Origin of the sequence: Arenimonas maotaiensis, assembly GCF_014638745.1 — a bacterium.
GTDB classification, from domain to species: domain Bacteria; phylum Pseudomonadota; class Gammaproteobacteria; order Xanthomonadales; family Xanthomonadaceae; genus Arenimonas; species Arenimonas maotaiensis.
This window is the reverse complement of the sequence record NZ_BMFO01000003.1, coordinates 145,467-163,730: the sequence shown is the minus strand read 5'-3', so window position 1 is coordinate 163,730 and position 18,264 is coordinate 145,467. Positions and strand designations below refer to the sequence as shown.

The window sequence follows — 18,264 nt, the reverse complement described above, 5'->3', positions numbered from 1 at the left end:
TGATAACCGCTGACGCCCGGTTCACCTACAATTGTTTATCTTCGACCACCATTTTCGCCGGAAGTTCGCCCCATGACGCCCGCCCCGCGCAAGACCCTGACCCTGCTGGTCAACCTCGGCACGCCCGACGACGCCACCGCCGGTGCGGTGCGCCGCTACTTGGCCGAGTTCCTGCACGACTACCGGGTGGTCGACCTCAGCCGCTGGCTCTGGTGCATCCTGCTGCACTTCATCATCCTGCCGATCCGCTCGGGCCGGGTGGCGAGGAACTACGCCAAGATCTGGCATGCCGAGGGCTCGCCGCTGCTGGTGCATTCGCGCCGTCTGGCCGAGAACCTGCAGCACCAGATGCCGAACACCACGGTGGCGCTGGCCATGCGCTACGGCAAACCCGCGGTGTCCGAGGTGCTGGACCGCTACCCCGACCTGGACGAACTGACTGTGCTGCCGCTGTATCCGCAGTACTCGGCCACCACCAGCGGCTCGGTGTTCGATGCCATCAGCCGCCATTACCAGGCGCGCGAGCGCGTGCCCGGCATCCGTTTCATCGCCGACTACCATCGGCATCCGGCCTGGCTGGACGCGATGGAAGCGCGCATCCGCAGCCACTGGGACCTGCACGGCCGCGGTCAGCGCCTGCTGTTCTCGTTCCACGGCATCCCGGTGCGCTTCGCCGAACGCGGCGATCCGTACCCGCAGCAATGCCGCGCCGGCGCCGAAGCCTTGGCCGAACGCCTGGGCCTGTCTGCGGACGAATGGCTGCTGACCTTCCAGTCGCGCTTCGGCCGTGAACCCTGGCTGCAGCCGTATACCGACAAGACCCTGGAGCAGCTGGGCCGCGACGGTCTGGCAAGCGTGGACATCGTCTGTCCGGGCTTCGCGGTCGATTGCCTGGAGACGCTGGAGGAGATCGCGGTCGAGAACGCGCACGTGTTCCGCGACGCCGGCGGCGGCGAGCTGCGCTACATCAGCGCCCTGAACGAGGAACCCGGACACGTGGCGGCGCTGGCCAAGGTGCTGGAAAGCGGCGGCCAGGCGGCATGATCGAAACCGGCTTCGACACCGCGCGCGGCCGCATCGCCGCCTTGCGTTTCGGCACGCCTGGCGGCCGGCGCGTGCTGGCCCTGCACGGCTGGCTCGACAACGCCGCCAGCTTCGTGCCGATGGCGCCGTTCCTGGCGGCGCACGACGTGGTCGCCATCGACCTGATCGGGCACGGCGGCAGCAGCCATGTGCCGCCCGGCTACGATTACGCCTTCGTCGATTGGATGCACGACGTGCTCGACGTGCTGGACGCGCTGGACTGGCCGCAGGCGGACCTGCTGGGCCACTCGCTCGGCGGCGCGCTGGCCACGGTGATCGCCGCCGGCGCGCCCGAGCGGGTGTCCTCGCTGGCGCTGATCGAAGCCTTGGGCACGCCGCCCTGGCCGAGCGAACAGGCCGCCGAACGCCTGCGCAAGGCGGTGGCCGGCCGGCGCAAGCCGCCGTCGGCGCCGCGGCTGATCGCCGACGTCGAAACCGCCGTGCGCGCCCGTCTGCAGGCCACCGAGAAGACCGAAGCGGCCGCGCGCCTGTTGGTCGAGCGCAACCTGCGCGCAGTCGACGGCGGCTACCGCTGGCGCAGCGATCCGCGCCTGATGTGGCCCTCGCACATGCGCGCGGAGGAAGCCTCGGTGCGCAACTGGCTGTCGGCCATCGAATGCCCGGTGCTGCTGGTGGCGGCCGAACCGGCATTCGCGTATTTTCCGGCGGCCCTGCGCGACGCGCGCCTGGCCTGCCTCAAGCGCGGCCGGCTGCGCCTGATCGACGGCACGCACCACGTGCATATGGACAAGCCGGCCGAGGTGGCCGGATTCATCAATACCTTCTGGAGCCCGAACTGATGCGCATCACCGCCCTGCTATTGGCCGTTCTTTCCCTTCCGGCATCGGCCGCCGAACCGGCCGCGTTCGGCTATTACCTGCACGGCTCGGCCGCCAACGCGGTGCCGGCGCAAAGTCCCGAACACGGCGGCGCGCTGCTGGCCGGCGGCGGCAACGAGGTCGACGCCGCCTACGGCTGGTTGGCGGAGCAGGCCCGCGGCGGCGACCTGGTAGTGCTGCGCGCCCGCGGCGAAGACCAATACAACCCCTACTTCGCGCAGTTCGGCAAACTGGATTCGGTCGAGACCCTGGTGGTGGGCAGCCGCGAGGCCGCCAACGATCCGTTCGTGGCTAAGCGCGTGCTGAACGCCGACGCCCTGTTCATTGCCGGCGGCGACCAGGCAAACTACATCAACTTCTGGAAAGGCACCGCGCTCGGCGACGCCATCGAGGCGCTGCTGCGCCGGCGCGTCGCCATCGGCGGCACCAGCGCCGGCCTGGCGGTGCAGGGCCAGTACGATTTCGCCGCGCTGAACGACACCATCAGCACCGAGGAGGCGCTGAAGAATCCGTACCAGCCGAAGCTGACGCTGGACAGCGGCTTCATCACCGCGCCCGGCCTGGCGCACACCATCACCGACAGCCACTTCGCCGAACGCGACCGCATGGGCCGCTTGATGGCGTTCATGGCGCGTCTGATCGTGGACGGCAAGGAACCGGCCGGCCGTCTGCGCGCGATCGGCATCGACCCGGCCACCACCCTGGTGGTGGAAGGCGATAAGGCGCGCGTGGTCGGCGAGGGCGCGGTGTATTTCCTGAACGCGAACGGCAACCCGGCGGATTGCCGCCCGGGCCAACCCTTGCGCTTCGAGGGCGTGTCGGTGGTGCGCCTCAAAAACGGCGACTATTTTGATTTGAAGGCATGGAAAGCGGGCGAGGGCCAGCCCTTGCATTACCGCGTGTCCACCGCCGACGGCCGGGTCTGGTCGGACCGTGCCGACGGCGGCGTGTACTGAAACTCAGCCGAACAGGCGCTTGGCCTCGGCCTTGATGCCGGCGCCGTGCGCCTTCAGGTAATCGCGGCGCTGGCGCCATTCCGGGTGGCGGCGTTCCACTTCCCGCCAGAACGCGGGCGAATGGTTGCGCTGCAGCAGGTGGCATAGCTCGTGCACCAGCACGTAGTCGGCCACCGGCTCGGGCGCGAACATCAGGGCGGTGTCGAGACTCATGCCGTCGTTGACCGCGAGCGAACCCCAGAGCGTGCGCAACGGCCGCACCCGCAGCGCCGCGGGAGCCTTCGGCAGGCCGGGCAGATACGGCTGCATGCGCGCCGCGAACCAATCCTGGCCGAAGCGGGCGTAGCTGTGCCGGAGCGTGGCCTGCAGCTGGCGTTCGCTGCTGCGCGCACTGACATGGATGCGCCAGTGGTCGTGTTCGCGGAACACCGCCAGGGCGCGGTCTTCGCACCAAGCCACCGGCAGCCGCCGGCCGAACCAGGGCAGCTCCAGTTCGGCGCCGATGGCCAAGGCCGGTAGCTCGTGCGCCTGGCGTTTATGCCAGTGCGCCCACAGCCAATCCTGGTGTTCGGCCACGAACGCCAACGCGGCTTTTTCCGAAGCGCGCGGCGGCAGGGTCAGACGCGGGCCTTGGTTGCCGATCAGCAGGCGCAGTCGGCGCGCGCGCGGATGCCGTTTCCAGGCCAGCCAAAGGCGCTGGCCGTCGCGTTCCAGCCATTGGCCGTCGCGCTCTTCGCGCACGCGCGGCCAGAACGGCATCAGGCCGCCTTGGCCAATCCGCCCTGCAGCCCGAACAGCTGCGCGAAGCGGGCGTGGAAGCGGCCAAGCTCGGCGCTGAACAGGGTGAAGCGCGCCATCAGCTCGTCTTCCAGCGACTCGGTGTTGCCGTTTTCGATGCCATCGACCGCGCCTTCCAGCAGCTTCAGCTTGCGCAGCACCAGATCGTCGCCGAGCACGCAGCTGACATGGCCGTCGGCGACGATGGCCAGCCGGCTGACCTGCTTGCCGGCCTGCAGATGCGCCAGCACTTCCTCGCTGGCCAGGTCGTGCCGCAGGCATTTCACGATGGCGCCCTTTTCGGCCGGATCGACCAGTTCGCATTCCTCGCCGAGGAACCAGTCGGCCGGCAGGCCGTCGCCCAGCAGGCATTGGCCCAGCACCGCGCGCGGCGGCTGCGCCGCCTGCAGCGGCAAGGCCGGGAAGCTGCCGAGCGCCTCGCGCAGCTTGCTGACCACGGCTTCGGCGGCCTTGACCGAGGCGGTGTCGACGGCGATGAAGCCGACTTCGAAATCGATCAGGGCGTTGGTGCGCGAAGGTTTGACGAAGGCGCGCGGCATCAGGTCGTCGAGCGTCTCCTGCTTGAGCTGGCTGCGCGCGCGCTTGCCGAGCGGATGGCCTTTGGCCTCCTCGAGCTTGGCGATCTTGGCCTGCCATTCGCGCTGCACCACCGCCGACGGCAGGATGCGGTCTTCGCCGCCCAGGCTGAGCCAGACGCAGTGGCCGCTGCGCTGCAGGAACGCGCCTTCGCCGCCCAGCGGCGGTACGAAACCGCGCGATTGCATGGCCAGTGCGCCGACCGGCTTGAGCGCGTGCGCAGCCAAGGCGGATTCGAGGCGTTCGGCGTCGAGCGCGCGGATTTCGGGGAGACTGAAGAAGACGGTATTGCGGAAAAACATGCGGTGTTCCAAAAGGGTTGCGGCTTGGTTTATTCTACCCTTGATGCCCCGCCGACGGACTTCCCCATGCTCGATCCGTTCACCCAGCGCCGGTACACCGCCATGCTGTTCGAGCTGCGCGCCGAACACCGCGACCTCGACCTCGCCATCGAACGCCTGGGCGAGAGCAAGGTCGGCGACGAGATGAGCATCAAGCGCCTGAAGAAGCGCAAGCTCAAGCTCAAGGACCAGATCGCGATCCTCGAGAACATGCTGATTCCCGATTTAGAGGCCTGAGCCGGCGGCGTCGGGCTTGGCCGGCACCGCGTCCGGCGAGATCTTCTGGATGGTGTGGCGCAGCTCGCGGTTGAGCACCAGGCGCGCGTCCTGTTCCCATTCGTTCAAGCGCTGGTCGAACTCCAGCTTGCCGGCTTCGTTCAGCCACAGCAGCTTCTGCTCGCGCAGGTTGCCGATGAAGCCGCGGAACAGCGACTTGTCGAAGAACTCCGGCGCCGCCGGCGCGTACAGCAGCGACAGCCGCTGCGCGGTCAGGTGGCACAGGCTTTCCAGCTGCGAGGCGCTGAGCGCGCCGGAGCCGTTCTTGACCAGGGTGGTGATGGTGATGAAGTAGCGCTCGAAGGCCTGCTGCAGGCTGTGCGCGATGGCGCGCAGGTGGAACACCTCGTCGGTCTGCCCGGGCGCGCGGTGCAGGGTTTCGTCATCGTCCTTGGCCACGCTCAGGAAGCCTTCGCGCACGAACAGATCGATGGTGCGGTTCAGCGCCTCGGCGAATTCGGCGTCGCTCCAGGGCAGGAACAGCTCGCTCTTCATGAACGGGTACACGTTCAGGCCCAGGCGCACCAGGCCGCTGCGCGACAGGCGGCGGTTGTTCTGGAAGCACAGCGAGATCCAGGCGGCGGCGCTGAACAGGTGCAGGATGTTGTTCTTGAAGTAGCTCTGCAGCACCGCGGTCTCGCCGGTCATCGCCAGCACGTCGCCGAGCGGATGGCTGGTGCGGCAGACCACGCCCATGCGTTCGCCGTAGGCGATGACGGCGCGCGCGTCCAGCGCCGTGACGGTGACCCGCGGGCCGTAGGGTTCGGCCTCGAGGATGCGCTTGGACAGCTCGATCTGGGCGATCAGGTCGTTCTCGTCCATGGCGTGCTTGGGCGTGGACAAAAGCGCCAGCGCCAGCAGGTTGACCGGATTGACGTCGGCGGCGCGGTTGATGTTGACGTGGATGTTCTGCGCCAGCTCGTCGACCACGCCGGACAGCCAAGGCAGCTTGCCGTCGGCGGCATCGCGGTCCTCGCGCCAGGCCGGCGCATGCCGGAGCAGGCTGTCGTTGAGGTACACCGGTTCGCCGAAGTTGACCGTGACCTTGCCGTAGTTCTCGCGCAGCACCCCGAACGCGGCCTTGAGCAGGGCCCAGATGGTCTCTTTCTGCTTCGGCTGGCCGGACAGCTCGTCAAGGTAGCTCTTGCCTTCGATCAGGCGCTCGTAGCCGATGTACACCGGCTGGAACACCACCGGCCGCTGCGGCGCGCGCAGGAAGGCCTTGACCGTCATCGCGATCATTCCGCCCTTGGGCGCCAGCAGGCGCCCGGTGCGCGAGCGGCCGCCTTCGATGAAGTATTCGAGCGCGTAGCCGTTGCCGACCAGCTGCGCCACGTATTCGGAGAACACCGCCGAATACAGGGCGTTGGCCTTGAAGCTGCGGCGCAGGAAGAACGCGCCGCCGCGGCGCAGGATCGGCCCGATCAGCGGCAGGTTGAGGTTGACGCCGGCGGCGATGTGCGGCGGCACCATGCCCTTGGTGTACAGCAGGTAGCTCAGCAGCAGGTAGTCCATGTGGCTGCGGTGGCAGGGCACGTAGACCACTTCGTGGCCGGGCGCGGTCTCCTTCAGCGACTCCATGTGGTGCACGTTGACGCCGTCGTAGATCCGGTTCCAGATGCCGGTCAGCGCGAACGACAGCGAGCGCACCAGCGGATGCGAGTAGTCGGCGGCGATTTCCCAGGCGCACTCGTGCGCTTTCTTCCAAGCGTCCACATACGAGGACTTGTCGCGCCGGGCCTGCTCGGCGATGGCCTTGCGCACCGGTTCGGCGTCGAGCACGCGGTCGACCAGCAGCCGGCGGGTGGAGAGGTCGGGGCCGATGACCGCGGCGCGGACCTTGCGCAGGTGCGCGCGCAGCAGGCGCTGGGCCTTGCGCACCAGGCGGTCATGCGGGATGTCCTCGGCCAGCATGTCGCGCACGCGGTAGCTGGGCGAGAAGCGCACGTGGGTGTCGCGGCCGTTCAGCAGCACCGAGACGAAACGGCGGAAACGGCCGACCAGCGCCCAGTTCTCCGAAAACAGCACCGAGAACCAGCCGGACTGGCGGTTGGGCGCGCGGCCGACGAAAATCGACACCGGCACCAGCTGGATGTCCTGCTCCGGATACAGCCGGTGCGCCATGATCAGGCGCGACAAGCCGTCGGAATGGCGCTTGTTCTTGGCGGCGCTGATGGTGGCGCTGCCGTTGCGGCGCGACAGCGCGAAATACGAGCGCTTGCGGCCGAGCGGGTTGCCCGGCAAGGAGGCCAGCGGCGAGGGCAGGCCGGCCTCGCGGCAGGCGCGGTCGAGGATCAGCAGATTGGTCAGGCCGTAGTTTTCCAGCACGTAACAGACCGGCCGGTCGACCTGGAACGGCGGCACCACCGGCTCGCGCGAAATCTCGATCCACGGCCTGAGCACCCGGGCGGCCAGGCGCAGCCACAGCGGCGGGCGCTCGGGTCGGGACGCCACGGCCGGCGGCCGGGGTGCGTTCGGGTCAGGGAAGGGCAAGGGGGCTTGCTGGGCGTTCGCCATATCGGGGGCTCAGGGTTCGGCCAGCGTGTCTTGCAGCAGGGCCGTGGCCGAGGCATCGAACCACTGCCCGTTCCGTTCGATCATATCCATGGGGAATTCTACCCATTTTTTCCCGAGCGGATAGCGGATGCGGACCGTGGCGGTGTTGCCGGACTGCTTGACGACGGTGACCTGCAGGCGGGCTTGGCCGGCATCCCAGTCCAAACCGTAAATTTTGCCTAAATCCTTCAATCCGTCGAGAAAAACCGACATCCTGCGGTGAAAATCGACATAACCCAGCGAACTGTAATGGCGGTAATCGCGGATTCCGGAATCCCGGGCAATCTTCACCATCTGCTCGAAAGCGCGCGCGCGCAGGGCCTTGTCCTGCAACCACTCGGCCGGCATCTGCTCGACGATGGCCTTGGCCAAGGCCTTGCCATGCGCCTTTTCGGACACGCTGAGTTGGCTGTTGGTCTCGATCCAACCTTGTAGCAACAGCGTCAAACTCGACTGCATCAGCGGCCATTTGCTGTCAATTTCGCTTTTCAGCGGCTTTATTTTGGCATTGAGGTCGCGTTGCAGATGCACTTCGGCCTGCGGTTCGGTGAAGCGCAGCAGCAGTTTGTCGAAACTGGCCTGCTCGGAAGCGTCCAAAGCCAGACGCTGGCGGATATGCGGCCACTCGCGCTGCAGGCGTTGGCGCTCGACCGGCGGCAGGGTCAGCGCCCGGTAACGCAGCATGTCCGGCTCGCGCAGGCTGTGCAAGATGGCGGTGGCGTCCTGCCGGGCTTTCTGCGCCTTGGCCTCGTTCCAGGGCGCGCGGCAGCCGGCCGGCAACACCAGGGCCAACAACAGCAAGGCATGCAGCAGGCGCTTGGCCACGGCGGCTCCGGCGGGGGAAAGAGAGGCTAGCATAGCAAAGCGCCGGACTCAGTCGAACAGGGCCAAGATGGCCTGCCGGTGGGCGGCGACCCGCGCCTGCGTCTCCTCCGACTGGTCGTCGCGGACCACGCCGTCGCGATGCAGGTCGGCCTCGGGCAGTTCATCCAGAAACTGGCTGGGCAGCAGGTTGACCTGCTCGCCCCAGCGCTTGATCTGGGCGCTGTGCGCCAGATACAGGCGTTCCTTGGCGCGGGTGATGCCGACGTAGAACAGCCGGCGCTCCTCGGCCAGGGTGCCTTCGTCCAAGCTGGCCTGGTGCGGCAGGCTGCCCTGCTCGCAACCGACGATGAACACCGTGCGGAACTCCAGACCCTTGGCCGAGTGCAGGCTCATCAGCCGGACCTGGTTGCCGGGCTCGCCGCGGTCGGCGTTCGACAACAACGCCAGCTGCGCGGCCAGACCGCCGGCGCCCGAGGCCGTGCGGCGCTCGGATTCGAACCACTGCGCCAGCTCGTCCAGGTTCTCCTTGCGGCGCAGGAACAGGGCTTCGTTCTTGGTCTCCACCCGCAGCTGGGCCAGGATGCCGGATTCCTCGATCACCGCGCGCACGATGTCGGCCGCCGGCAGGCGCTTGCTGCGCTCGCGCAGCGAGGCGACGATGCGCGAGAATTCGGCCAGACCGGCCGCCGGGCGCGCGCTGAGCGCGGTGCGGAAGCTGGAGTTCTGCGCCGCCAGCGACAGCGGGATGTGCGCGCCGTGCGCCATCTGCGCCAGCTTCTCCAGACTGGTGGCGCCGACCTCGCGCTTGGGCGCGCCGATGGCGCGCAGGAACGCGGCGTCGTCGTCCGGATTGGCGATCACCCGCAGCCAGGCCAGCACGTCCTTGACCTCGCCGCGGTCCAGGAACGCCGTGCCGCCGGTGATGTGGTACGGGATCTTCAGCAGCTGCAGTTCCTTCTCCAGCGGCCGCGACTGGTGGTTGCCGCGGAACAGGATGGCGAACTCGGCGTACGGGATGTCGTGCGCCTGCGCCAGGAACTGGATCTCGGCGGCCACACGCTGGGCCTCGTGCTCGTTGTTCTTGCAGGACCAGACCCGCACCGGCGCGCCTTCGCCGTGCCGGCTCCACAGTTTCTTCAGGTGCGCGTGCGGGTTGTTGGCGATCACCGCGTTGGCGCAGCGCAGGATGCGCGCGCTGCAGCGGTAGTTCTGCTCGAGCTTGATCACTTTCAGGTTCGGGTAGTCGCGGCCCAGCTCGTCCAGGTTCTCCGGCTGCGCGCCGCGCCAGGCGTAGATGCTCTGGTCGTCGTCGCCGACGCAGGTGAACAGGCCGCGTTCGCCGGACAGCGCCTTGATCATGCGGTACTGGGCGCCGTTGGTGTCCTGGCATTCGTCCACCAGCAGGTAGCGCAGTTTGTCCTGCCAGCGCCGGCGCACCTCGGCATCCTGCTCCAGCACCTGCAGCGGCAGCCGGATCAGGTCGTCGAAATCGACCGCGTTGAACGCGGTCAGGCGCGCCTGGTACTTGGCGTACAGTTCGGCGATCTGCTGCTCGCGCAGGCTCTTGGCCAGCTCCTGCGCCTGCTCCGGCGCCAGCGCCAGGTTCTTCATCTTCGAGATCCAGCTCTGCGCGGCGAACACCGCGTCCTTGTCCGGCGTGCCGGGCAGCAGGTCGCGGATCAGGCCCTGCTGGTCGTCGGTGTCGAAGATGGAAAAGCCGCGGCGCAGGCCGGCGGTCTTGCCGTCCTGCTGCAGGAACTGCAGGCCGAGCGAATGGAAGGTGGTCACCGTGACCGCCTCGGCCGCGGTCCTGCTGATGCGCTTGCCGACCCGCTCGCGCATTTCGCGCGCGGCCTTGTTGGTGAAGGTGATGGCGGCGATCTGCTCCGGCCCGAACGTGCGGCCGTGGATCAGGTGCGCGATCTTCTCGGTGATGACTTTGGTCTTGCCGCTGCCGGCGCCGGCCAGCACCAGCAGGGGACCGTCGACGTAGGCCACAGCGGCCTGCTGCGGGGGATTCAAGCCGGACATCGGATCAGCCGGTCAGCTGCGCAGGCCGATGCCGCGTTTGAGCAGGAACATGCCGAGCGCGCCGAGCCCGACCGCGAACGCCAGCATCACCGCGTACGACAGCGCCAGCGGTACGTCGGTGGCGCCTTCGCCGAGCAGGCCGTAGCGGAACGCGTTGACCATGTAGAAGATCGGGTTGGCCTGGGTCGCGGCCTGCGCCCAGTCCGGCAGCACGCGCACCGAATAGAACACGCCGCCCAGGTAGGTCAGCGGGGTCAGGATGAAGGTCGGCACAATGGCGATGTCGTCGAACTTCTTGGCGTACACCGCGTTCACGAAACCGGCCAGCGAGAAGATGACCGCGCCGAGCAGGATGGTGCTGACCATCACCAGCGGATGCGGCACGCTGACGTGGGTGAAGGCCATGGCGATGGCCAGCACGATCAGGCCGACCATCAGGCCGCGCAGCACGCCGCCGGCCACGTAGCCGGCCAGGATCACGTAGTTGGGCATCGGGCTGACCAGCAGCTCCTCGATGTGGCGGCCGAACTTGGCGCCGAAGAAGCTGGAGCTGATGTTGCCGTAGGCGTTCTGGATCACCGACATCATCACCAGGCCGGGCACGATGAAGTCCATGTAGTCGAAGCCGCCCATGTCGCCGATGCGCGAGCCGATCAGCTTGCCGAAGATCAGGAAGTACAGGGTCATGGTGATCGCCGGCGGCACCAGGGTCTGACCCCAGATGCGCAGGATGCGCGCCACTTCGCGCCGGGCGACGGTGACGAAGGCGGTGGCGTTCGGGCTCATGCGGCCTCCTTCGCGGTCAGGCGCACGAACAGCTCTTCCAGCCGGTTGCTCTGGTTGCGCATCGAACGCACGGTGATGCCGGCCCGGGCCAGCGCCTCGAACAGGTCGTTCAGCGGCAGGTCGCGCGGCTTTTCGGCCACCAGGGTGTGGCTGTCGGCGGCTTTCAGCTCGACGCCGGCGATGGCCGGCAATTCGGCCGGCAGTCCGCCGTCGATGTCGAGCACGAAGCCTTCCACATCCAGCTTGGCGAGCAGGGCTTTCATCGGCCCCTGTTCGATGATGGTGCCTTTGTCGATGATGGCCAGGTTGCGGCACAGGCTCTCGGCCTCTTCCAGGTAGTGCGTGGTCAGGATCACCGTGGTGCCGGCCGCGTTCACTTCCTGCAGGGTCTTCCACATGCCGCGGCGGATCTCGATGTCGACGCCGGCGGTCGGCTCGTCCAGGATCAGCAGCTTGGGTTCGGTCATCATCGCGCGGGCGATCATCAACCGGCGCTTCATGCCGCCGGACAGGGTGCGGCTCATCACCTCGGCCTTCTCCCACAGCTGGGCGGCCTTCAGCTGCTTCTCGGCGCGCAGCAGCGCCTCGGCGCGCGGCACGCCGTAGAAGCCGGCGTAATTGACCAGGATGTCGATCGGCTTCTCGAACATGTTGAAGTTGATTTCCTGCGGCACCAGGCCGATCTGGCGCATGGCGCCCGAGCGGTCGGCCATCAGGTCGATGCCGAACACCGACACCGAGCCCGAACTCGGGTTGACCAGCGAGCTGACCACGCCGATCAGGGTCGATTTGCCGGCGCCGTTCGGGCCCAGCAGGGCGAAGAAATCGCCGGGCGCGACCTCGAGCGAGACGCCCTTCAGCGCCTTCACGCCGTTGTCGTAGGTCTTGTGCAAGGATTGGATGGCAAGCGCGGGCTGGGTCATCGGGATTCCGTAGACGGCAAACTTTCGTCAGAACGCTTAGTATATCGGGCTTGCACCCCCAGCTGAACCCGAGGAACCGCCCGTGGCAGACCATTTCCCGCTGAAACTCGTCGGCAGCCGCATGTTGGCGCCCAGCGTCCGCCATCTGGAGTTCACCCGCGACGACGGCCAGGCCCTGGATTTCATCCCAGGCCAGTTCATCCAGGTGCACTTCAACTACCCCGACGGCACCCCGACCAAGCGCAGCTATTCGTTGGCCACCCAGCACGACCACGCCTTCGGCGTGAACGACAGCGTCGAGATCGCGGTCAGCTTCGTGCCCGGCGGCGCGGCCTCGGCGCTGTTCACCGCGCTCGATGACGGCCAGCAGATCCAGTGCAGCGGCCCGTACGGCCGGTTCTGCCTGAACGACAAAGACCAGAACGCGCGCTATATCCTGATCGCCACCGGCACCGGCGTGACGCCGTACCGCGCCATGCTGCCGCAACTCAAGCAGCTGATGGACAGCCGTGGCGTGGAGGTGGTGCTGCTGTTCGGCGCCCGCAGCGAAGAAGACCTCATTTACCGCGAAGATTTCTACAAGTTCGCTGAAGATAACCCGAAATTCCGCTTTATGCCGTCATTTTCGCGGAAATTGCCGGAAAATCCCACTGCCGATGCCCGCACCGGCTACGTGCAGGAGCAACTGGCCGAATTGGCACCGAACGGCGCGCACGACATCGCCTATCTGTGCGGCAACCCGAACATGGTCGACGCCTGCTTCGAGGCGCTGAAGGAATTCGGCCTGTCGGTGCACCACATCCGGCGCGAAAAGTACGTGTCGAGCAAATAGCTCGCCGTTCCGGCGCGTCCGCCATGAACCCGCCCGACGACCGCCACCGCGAACTGCTGGCCAAACGGCGCCAATTGCAGGCGCGGCGCGAACGCGACGCCTGCCGGGCGACCGTCGCCCACGAGCTGGCGGCCTTGGACGCCGCCGGCACGCCCTATGCCTTGATCTGGCCCGAGCAGCTGCGGGAGCGCTGGCTCGGCCGCCGTTTTCCGTGGGATATCGGCCGCATCCGCTGGGCGGCCGTGCCGGGTTCGGAGCGCATTCCCTGGCAGGATCCGACGGCCCGCGATGCCGCGTGTCTGGCCACGCTGACGGCGCTGTGGCCGGCGCCGGACGAAGCCCTGACGCTGGTCTGGGGCAATGCCCTGAAGCCGGGCCTGCGCTTACGCGCCGATGCCGTTCGCCAGCATCTGCGTGAATTGCTGGACGCCGATTTCGACGCCTGGCTGTCGTCCGAGACCGGAGACTGGCTACTGGAGTGCTATCACGAGGGCGAGATCGCTTACGGGCGGTTGCCGGGCTGATCATTTTGTTGACGCCAACAAAATGATGGCGGAAACGTTTCAGCGTAATGGCTATACGCCCTGCAGGCGATCACGCCACTTTGGAAGTCCAGCCCTTCTTGGCGCTCTCGGTGAAAACCAATTTGGCGTTGTGGTTGCTCGCATCGATTTCCTGCAGGCGCCTCAATATGGCGGTGAACTGCGCGTTCTTCTCATTGATCGACTCCAGATAGAGCTGACGAAGCACGCCGTCCTGCAATCTAGGCACCCGGGCCGATTTTTCCCACTTGGCGATCTGCTGCCCGTCGGTGTAACCCAGCCACTGCCCGAGCATTTCCTGCGACAGCCCGAGCTCTTTGCGTAAAAAGCGGAATTCACGGCCGGAAAGATGCCGCTTCTCCCTTGCCAGCTGAGTGCCGATGGCGCGGTGCAGACCGGCGACATCCTCGATGGCGGTAGCACGTCCATAGGGCGTATCGATGGTCTTGTAACCATTCGAAAGCCACACATTCAACAATCCGCAGTCAACGTAATGAAACATAAAATCAATCCCTAATGACCGTCACGACAACCACGTAACTGGCGCTTTCCGCATCCCAATCCAAAGCAAGCACCACATCAATTCCATCTCCGCATACGGCCCGGCTGACCGTAACCTTCCAGCATCCCTTGATATCAAGCGCCGGTCCTTCCGTTATGGCGCCCTTCATCAGACATTCCATCACCTGCGGGCGGGTCACTTTCCTCTGCGCCATCCGTTTACTGGCATGATCGGTGAAGTAAACCGCATTGGAATCCTGCGCCAAGCGCCTGATGATCCGTGATGCATTCGCCGTTGTCAGCGCAATCCGGGCAACCGCTTTTTTGGGCTTTTTGGCTTTTGCCATGCAAGATTACCTATATTTTATATAGATTACAAGTTTTGCTTGAAATTGTTCAGGTTGCTGACTTGTTGCGGTTTGGTTTGACTGTCCGGCTAGCTAATATTGAATCAAGCGATTGATATCGCTCAAACAAAAACGCCACGCGCTCGGCCTCGCTCTTGAAATTGGTCTTGCCGTACGCCGCGTCCACGGCCTTATCCAGTGCCTGGTGCGCTTTCAGCAATACAGGTGGCATGGTCAGCGGATCGTACAGATCGGCCAAGGTGGAATCCGGGAATTGGGCGCGGGCATCCAAAACCGCCTGCGCAGCCTCTTCTATCGCCTGTTTGTGCTTGGCACTTGGATTTTCGGGCCATGGAAAATTGTTATAGACAATGCCGGCAGAATATCGGTAGTCACTTTTAAGCCGTCCAGAAACCACTCTCATCCACGCATTATGCATTGTTGAATTCAGTATTCCGAAATGGAATAAGTTTGCATTAACCGCAACAAACACAAGATTGCTGCAAAGCGTTGTCTCTGGCTCAAATCCAATCGGAATGTAATTCCGCTTTTCTGACGATACGGACGGGATAATAAGTTGGGTTGTATCGGAAACTTTTTCAACATGAAACCGTGTTGGCGTGGCCGCAAGCTGTTTTGCACTTTGGCCAACCTTTGGCTCTTTATCGGTTGCGGCATTTCTTGCTGGAATCAAGCCAAGTCGATAATTTCTGACCTTATCAATAATGCCCAAAATTGCCGGGTTAGCCTGCATTTCATTTGGCGGCATATCTCGTATGAACAAGCACCACCTTTGCCAGCCATTAATAAATTCATCAGCTCCAAGCCATTTCTTGAACCAAATCTTGGAATCAGGATTTGCTTTAATGAAATCCGCCATTTCAAAATCTGAAAACAAGTAATATCCGCCATCAATCGGCTTGTTGCCAATTCCAATTCCGGGAACATCGCATAAAGGTTTTGAGCGATTGAATAGCACGATATTCGGCGCATCGACCAAATAGGGATTGATATTCTTTACTTGCACGCGATGTGCTTCGCCCTTGATATCTTCGTACTCGAACAGCCATTTCGGTGAAATGTCGTTCAACGCAAACCCGATTATCACGCAATGCACGGCGGCTTTGCCGCGCGCTTCGTTATTCCAGGAGAAGGTGCGATGGGCAAAGAAGATTTTTACGCCATTGGCCAGCATCCAACTCCATAAAACGCCGACCTGCTCGCCCTGAACGATGGAATTCGTGGAAACGAAGGCACAACGAATGGACGTGCCCTGCATCATTTTTGCCGCTTTCACATACCACGCTGCCACGAAATCAAGCAGGCCGGCATTTTTGATGTTGTCGAAAACCTCAGCCACATCGGCGCGCTGCGCGTCATCCATGAATTTCGCGCCGATAAACGGCGGATTGCCGAGGATGTAGCTTAATTCCTTGGCCGGAACCACATCGTTCCAATCTAGGCGCAGGGCATTGGCGCACACGATGCTACCGCTGGAACGCAGGGGAATGCGCGCGAAGTATTCGCCGAACTCTTCGGAGATCTTCAGGTTGATCTGGTGGTCCATCAGCCACAAGGCCACCTGCGCGATCTGTGCCGGGAATTCCTCGATCTCGATGCCGTAGAACTGGTCCACGTCCAGCAGGATCATGGTCTGGATGTTTTCGGTCTGCCCGGACTTCTCGTTGGTCTTGAAGCGCACCCGCAGCACTTCCAGCTCCAGCAGGCGCAGTTCGCGGTAGGCGATGACCAGGAAGTTACCGCAACCGCAGGCCGGATCGAGGAACTTCAGCGCACGCAGCTTTTCATGGAAGGCGAACAGCTTCTGCTTGTTGGACTTGACCGACTCGAACTCCTGCCACAGCTCGTCCAGGAACAGCGGCTTGATGAGCTTGAGGATGTTCTTTTCGCTGGTGTAATGCGCGCCCAGGTTGCGGCGGGCCTTCTTGTCCATGATCGACTGGAACAGCGAGCCGAAGATGGCCGGCGAAATGCGGCTCCAGTCCAGTGCGCAACAATCCAGCAGCGCCTGCCGCATCGCCGAATCGAAACTGGCCGGCGGCAAGGGTTCGGCGAACAGCTTGCCGTTGACATAGGGAAAAGCCGCCAACTGCTCGTCGAGGTTCTTCAGGCGCTTGCCCTGCTCCTGGTTCAGCACGTGGAACAGCGTGGCCATGTGGTGCGCCAGATCGGAGCCGTCTTCGTGGGTCTTCTGCTCGATGTAATCCTGGAACTGCCGGCGCTCGAAGATGCCGGTGTCCTCGGCGAACAGGCAGAACAGCAGGCGGACCAGGTAGTGCTCCAGGGCGTGGCCGTCATAGCCCACCGCCTTCATCTGGTCGTGCAGCCGGCCCATACGCTCGGCGGCTTTGATGTTGACCGGGTCCTGTTCCTTGATTTTATGCGTCTGGTAGCCGGCGATGAAGCCGAATGCCTGTACGTTTTTATGCAAATCACCCAGCGCGAACTCAAGCTGGGTGTTTTCCTCCAGATCGTACAGGCGGAACCGGGCGAAGTCGGAAACCAGCACATACTTCGGCAGATCGCGCTCGGGGATGCCGGGAAAATAATCCAGAGCCTGCGTATAGGCCTTGTCCAGGTCCTTGCCGCGCGACTTGTGCTCGACCAGCAACACACCTTTCCAGAACAGGTCGATGAAGCCCTGCTTGTCGCCCAGTTTCTTGACCGGCTCCTCGAAGGCCGCCACACGCTTGCGGGTAATCCCGAAGACGTTGAAGAAGTCATCCCAGAACGGCTTGGCGTTGGCGTGTTCGGAGGCTTCGCCGTCCCACTCCTTGGCGAAGGCAAGGGCGCGGTTTTTGATTTCGTTCCAACTGAGCGGCATAGCCTTCCCTGAGCATCCCGTTATGTCCCGATTCTGACCGGAATCCGGCGTTTTTCCAATGAGAAGAACGATTTATCCGGTTCAGGCTCCGCATCAGAAACAAAAATGTAAAGCACGCTTGACACTACCACTTTAATCATGCAGTCTTATGTAAAGTCGACTTTACAGGGGGACTGCCATGGCCGACACCGACACCTCATGCTTCCGACCGCGCACCGCGGCCGAAATCCGTTACACACGCCGGGTCGTGGCCACCATGAGCGCCTATGTCGCCCTGCTGTTCGGCTCGATCCTGCTGTTGCGCGGCGTGGCCGCGGACTGGCCCGCCGGCGCGAAGGCCCTGCTGGCATTGGCTCCGGTGGTGCCGGTGGCCTTGCTGGGCAAGGCGCTGGTGGCCTACTTGGGCGAATGCGACGAAATGATCCGACACGTCGAACTGGAAGCCATCGCCTTGGCCAGCCTGATCGTCGGCCTGCTGTTCCTGTCGATCGGCTTCCTGATCCAGGCCGGCGTGTTCACCGTGGGCGGCGGCACCGTCGCCATCTGGGTATTCCCGTCGCTGTGCGGCTTCTACGGCCTGACCAAATGGCAGGCCGTTCGCCGTTACCGCTGAGGCGCCCGGCATGCGCGCGCCGCTGAAACGCTATTACCTGAAATCCATCGTGCCGGGCCTGCTGTGCGTCGGGCTGACCGTCGCGGCGTATCTGATGGCGCCGTCGATGCCGTCGCAGGCGGCCAAAGCCGGACTGGCCGTGCTGCCGCTGGCGCCCTTGGCCTGGATTTTCTGGCTTTACTTCCGCTATCTGGGCGAATGCGACGAGCTGGAACGCAAGATCGAAATGGACGCCATGGCGCTGTCCTCAATGACCGGTCTTCTCGCGGGCTACAGCCTGCTGCTGCTGCATGACTTCCGGGTATTGGGCCTGGATGCACGCGAGATGCTGTCGGTGCTGGTGTTGGTCATCGGCCTGGTCTATATCGTCACCCGCTACATCGGGATCTGGCGGTACCGCGCGTGAAAAGCCGGGTCCGCCAGCTGCGCGAGCAATTCGGCTGGTCGCAGGCCGAGCTGGCCGACCGGCTGGAGGTGTCGCGGCAGACGGTGAACGCCATCGAGACGGAAAAATACGACCCCAGCATCAAGCTGGCATTCAAGATCGCGCGGCTGTTCGGGTTGCCGATCGAATCGATTTTCATGGAGGAGTGA

At 64.4% G+C, this 18,264-nt stretch carries 19 protein-coding genes; 9 read left to right on the top strand and 10 right to left on the bottom strand.

What is annotated here, in order from left to right; translation table 11 throughout:
• Positions 1-72: 72 nt before the first annotated feature.
• Genes hemH through IEV56_RS08075 form a run of 3 tightly spaced genes read left to right on the top strand, consistent with a single transcriptional unit; the run spans position 73 to position 2,878 of the window.
• Entirely contained in the window at positions 73-1,044 is a 972-nt protein-coding gene (gene hemH, locus IEV56_RS08085; protein WP_188449683.1) for a ferrochelatase, read from the top strand.
• Positions 1,041-1,883 (top strand): alpha/beta fold hydrolase, encoded by an 843-nt coding sequence (locus IEV56_RS08080; RefSeq protein ID WP_188449681.1) that lies wholly within the window; start codon positions 1,041-1,043, stop codon positions 1,881-1,883. Before hemH ends, IEV56_RS08080 begins: the two co-directional genes overlap by 4 nt.
• Positions 1,883-2,878, top strand: a complete 996-nt coding sequence (locus IEV56_RS08075; protein ID WP_188449679.1) for a cyanophycinase — start codon at positions 1,883-1,885, stop codon at positions 2,876-2,878. Before IEV56_RS08080 ends, IEV56_RS08075 begins: the two co-directional genes overlap by 1 nt.
• A gap of 3 nt (positions 2,879-2,881) precedes the next feature.
• Here the strand turns inward: IEV56_RS08075 and IEV56_RS08070 are convergent, their stop codons facing one another.
• Together IEV56_RS08070 and IEV56_RS08065 are read right to left on the bottom strand one after the other, a co-directional pair.
• Complete coding sequence (locus IEV56_RS08070; RefSeq protein ID WP_188449678.1) at positions 2,882-3,637, bottom strand: M48 family metallopeptidase; 756 nt, start codon at positions 3,635-3,637, stop codon at positions 2,882-2,884.
• Complete coding sequence (locus tag IEV56_RS08065) at positions 3,637-4,554, bottom strand: recombination-associated protein RdgC (protein WP_188449676.1); 918 nt, start codon at positions 4,552-4,554, stop codon at positions 3,637-3,639. Before IEV56_RS08065 ends, IEV56_RS08070 begins: the two co-directional genes overlap by 1 nt.
• 66 nt (positions 4,555-4,620) lie before the next feature.
• Here IEV56_RS08065 and IEV56_RS08060 point away from each other — a divergent pair, with 66 nt between their 5' ends.
• Complete coding sequence (locus IEV56_RS08060) at positions 4,621-4,830, top strand: DUF465 domain-containing protein (RefSeq protein ID WP_229730221.1); 210 nt, start codon at positions 4,621-4,623, stop codon at positions 4,828-4,830.
• Here the strand turns inward: IEV56_RS08060 and plsB are convergent.
• From plsB to IEV56_RS08035, 5 genes are read right to left on the bottom strand one after another with little or no spacing between them, the layout of a single operon-like run.
• Positions 4,819-7,386, bottom strand: a complete 2,568-nt coding sequence (gene plsB / locus IEV56_RS08055; protein ID WP_188449674.1) for a glycerol-3-phosphate 1-O-acyltransferase PlsB — start codon at positions 7,384-7,386, stop codon at positions 4,819-4,821. The two genes, IEV56_RS08060 and plsB, sit on opposite strands and share 12 nt — an antisense overlap.
• A 9-nt stretch (positions 7,387-7,395) precedes the next feature.
• Complete coding sequence (locus IEV56_RS08050; RefSeq protein WP_188449667.1) at positions 7,396-8,250, bottom strand: hypothetical protein; 855 nt, start codon at positions 8,248-8,250, stop codon at positions 7,396-7,398.
• A gap of 48 nt (positions 8,251-8,298) precedes the next feature.
• Positions 8,299-10,281, bottom strand: a complete 1,983-nt coding sequence (locus tag IEV56_RS08045) for a UvrD-helicase domain-containing protein (RefSeq protein WP_188449664.1) — start codon at positions 10,279-10,281, stop codon at positions 8,299-8,301.
• 12 nt (positions 10,282-10,293) lie between these two features.
• Positions 10,294-11,067 carry an ABC transporter permease gene (locus IEV56_RS08040; protein ID WP_188449662.1) on the bottom strand — a complete coding sequence of 258 codons (774 nt, stop codon included), beginning with the start codon at positions 11,065-11,067 and terminating at the stop codon, positions 10,294-10,296.
• Positions 11,064-11,990, bottom strand: a complete 927-nt coding sequence (locus IEV56_RS08035; protein ID WP_188449660.1) for an ABC transporter ATP-binding protein — start codon at positions 11,988-11,990, stop codon at positions 11,064-11,066. The genes IEV56_RS08040 and IEV56_RS08035 overlap by 4 nt, the downstream gene beginning before the upstream one ends.
• An 82-nt stretch (positions 11,991-12,072) precedes the next feature.
• Here IEV56_RS08035 and IEV56_RS08030 point away from each other — a divergent pair, with 82 nt between their 5' ends.
• Both IEV56_RS08030 and IEV56_RS08025 read left to right on the top strand, forming a co-directional pair.
• Positions 12,073-12,822: an FAD-binding oxidoreductase gene (locus IEV56_RS08030; RefSeq protein WP_188449658.1), complete on the top strand. Its 750-nt coding sequence runs from the start codon at positions 12,073-12,075 to the stop codon at positions 12,820-12,822.
• 23 nt (positions 12,823-12,845) lie between these two features.
• Positions 12,846-13,346, top strand: coding sequence for a hypothetical protein (locus IEV56_RS08025; protein WP_188449656.1), 501 nt, complete (start codon positions 12,846-12,848; stop codon positions 13,344-13,346).
• A 70-nt stretch (positions 13,347-13,416) separates the two neighbouring features.
• Here IEV56_RS08025 and IEV56_RS08020 read toward each other — a convergent pair whose 3' ends face one another.
• From IEV56_RS08020 to IEV56_RS08010, 3 genes are read right to left on the bottom strand one after another with little or no spacing between them, the layout of a single operon-like run.
• The gene (locus IEV56_RS08020) at positions 13,417-13,866 is read right to left on the bottom strand and encodes a helix-turn-helix domain-containing protein (RefSeq protein WP_188449655.1); all 450 of its coding nucleotides are present in this window, start codon (positions 13,864-13,866) and stop codon (positions 13,417-13,419) included.
• A 4-nt stretch (positions 13,867-13,870) separates the two neighbouring features.
• Positions 13,871-14,212 (bottom strand): DUF4258 domain-containing protein, encoded by a 342-nt coding sequence (locus tag IEV56_RS08015; RefSeq protein ID WP_188449653.1) that lies wholly within the window; start codon positions 14,210-14,212, stop codon positions 13,871-13,873.
• 49 nt (positions 14,213-14,261) lie between these two features.
• Positions 14,262-17,057 (bottom strand): class I SAM-dependent DNA methyltransferase, encoded by a 2,796-nt coding sequence (locus IEV56_RS08010; protein ID WP_188449651.1) that lies wholly within the window; start codon positions 17,055-17,057, stop codon positions 14,262-14,264.
• A 178-nt stretch (positions 17,058-17,235) separates the two neighbouring features.
• On the opposite strand from IEV56_RS08010, the gene IEV56_RS08005 reads away from it, so the two are divergent.
• From IEV56_RS08005 to IEV56_RS07995, 3 genes are read left to right on the top strand one after another with little or no spacing between them, the layout of a single operon-like run.
• A complete protein-coding gene (locus tag IEV56_RS08005; protein WP_188449649.1) occupies positions 17,236-17,670 on the top strand; it encodes a hypothetical protein in 435 nt (144 codons plus the stop codon).
• 10 nt (positions 17,671-17,680) lie between these two features.
• On the top strand, positions 17,681-18,076 hold the full coding sequence (locus IEV56_RS08000; RefSeq protein WP_188449647.1) for a hypothetical protein: 396 nt from the start codon (positions 17,681-17,683) through the stop codon (positions 18,074-18,076).
• On the top strand, positions 18,073-18,264 hold the full coding sequence (locus IEV56_RS07995) for a helix-turn-helix transcriptional regulator (RefSeq protein ID WP_188449644.1): 192 nt from the start codon (positions 18,073-18,075) through the stop codon (positions 18,262-18,264). The genes IEV56_RS08000 and IEV56_RS07995 overlap by 4 nt, the downstream gene beginning before the upstream one ends.

Bases quoted from the DNA above. Each gene is read 5' to 3' on its own strand.
- hemH (WP_188449683.1), top strand. From the start codon at position 73: ATGACGCCCGCCCCGCGCAAGACCCTGACCCTGCTGGTCAACCTCGGC.
- IEV56_RS08080 (WP_188449681.1), top strand. From the start codon at position 1,041: ATGATCGAAACCGGCTTCGACACCGCGCGCGGCCGCATCGCCGCCTTG.
- IEV56_RS08075 (WP_188449679.1), top strand. From the start codon at position 1,883: ATGCGCATCACCGCCCTGCTATTGGCCGTTCTTTCCCTTCCGGCATCG.
- IEV56_RS08070 (WP_188449678.1), bottom strand. From the start codon at position 3,637: ATGCCGTTCTGGCCGCGCGTGCGCGAAGAGCGCGACGGCCAATGGCTG.
- IEV56_RS08065 (WP_188449676.1), bottom strand. From the start codon at position 4,554: ATGTTTTTCCGCAATACCGTCTTCTTCAGTCTCCCCGAAATCCGCGCG.
- IEV56_RS08060 (WP_229730221.1), top strand. From the start codon at position 4,621: ATGCTCGATCCGTTCACCCAGCGCCGGTACACCGCCATGCTGTTCGAG.
- plsB (WP_188449674.1), bottom strand. From the start codon at position 7,386: ATGGCGAACGCCCAGCAAGCCCCCTTGCCCTTCCCTGACCCGAACGCA.
- IEV56_RS08045 (WP_188449664.1), bottom strand. From the start codon at position 10,281: ATGTCCGGCTTGAATCCCCCGCAGCAGGCCGCTGTGGCCTACGTCGAC.
- IEV56_RS08040 (WP_188449662.1), bottom strand. From the start codon at position 11,067: ATGAGCCCGAACGCCACCGCCTTCGTCACCGTCGCCCGGCGCGAAGTG.
- IEV56_RS08035 (WP_188449660.1), bottom strand. From the start codon at position 11,990: ATGACCCAGCCCGCGCTTGCCATCCAATCCTTGCACAAGACCTACGAC.
- IEV56_RS08025 (WP_188449656.1), top strand. From the start codon at position 12,846: ATGAACCCGCCCGACGACCGCCACCGCGAACTGCTGGCCAAACGGCGC.
- IEV56_RS08020 (WP_188449655.1), bottom strand. From the start codon at position 13,866: ATGTTTCATTACGTTGACTGCGGATTGTTGAATGTGTGGCTTTCGAAT.
- IEV56_RS08015 (WP_188449653.1), bottom strand. From the start codon at position 14,212: ATGGCAAAAGCCAAAAAGCCCAAAAAAGCGGTTGCCCGGATTGCGCTG.
- IEV56_RS08010 (WP_188449651.1), bottom strand. From the start codon at position 17,057: ATGCCGCTCAGTTGGAACGAAATCAAAAACCGCGCCCTTGCCTTCGCC.
- IEV56_RS08005 (WP_188449649.1), top strand. From the start codon at position 17,236: ATGGCCGACACCGACACCTCATGCTTCCGACCGCGCACCGCGGCCGAA.
- IEV56_RS08000 (WP_188449647.1), top strand. From the start codon at position 17,681: ATGCGCGCGCCGCTGAAACGCTATTACCTGAAATCCATCGTGCCGGGC.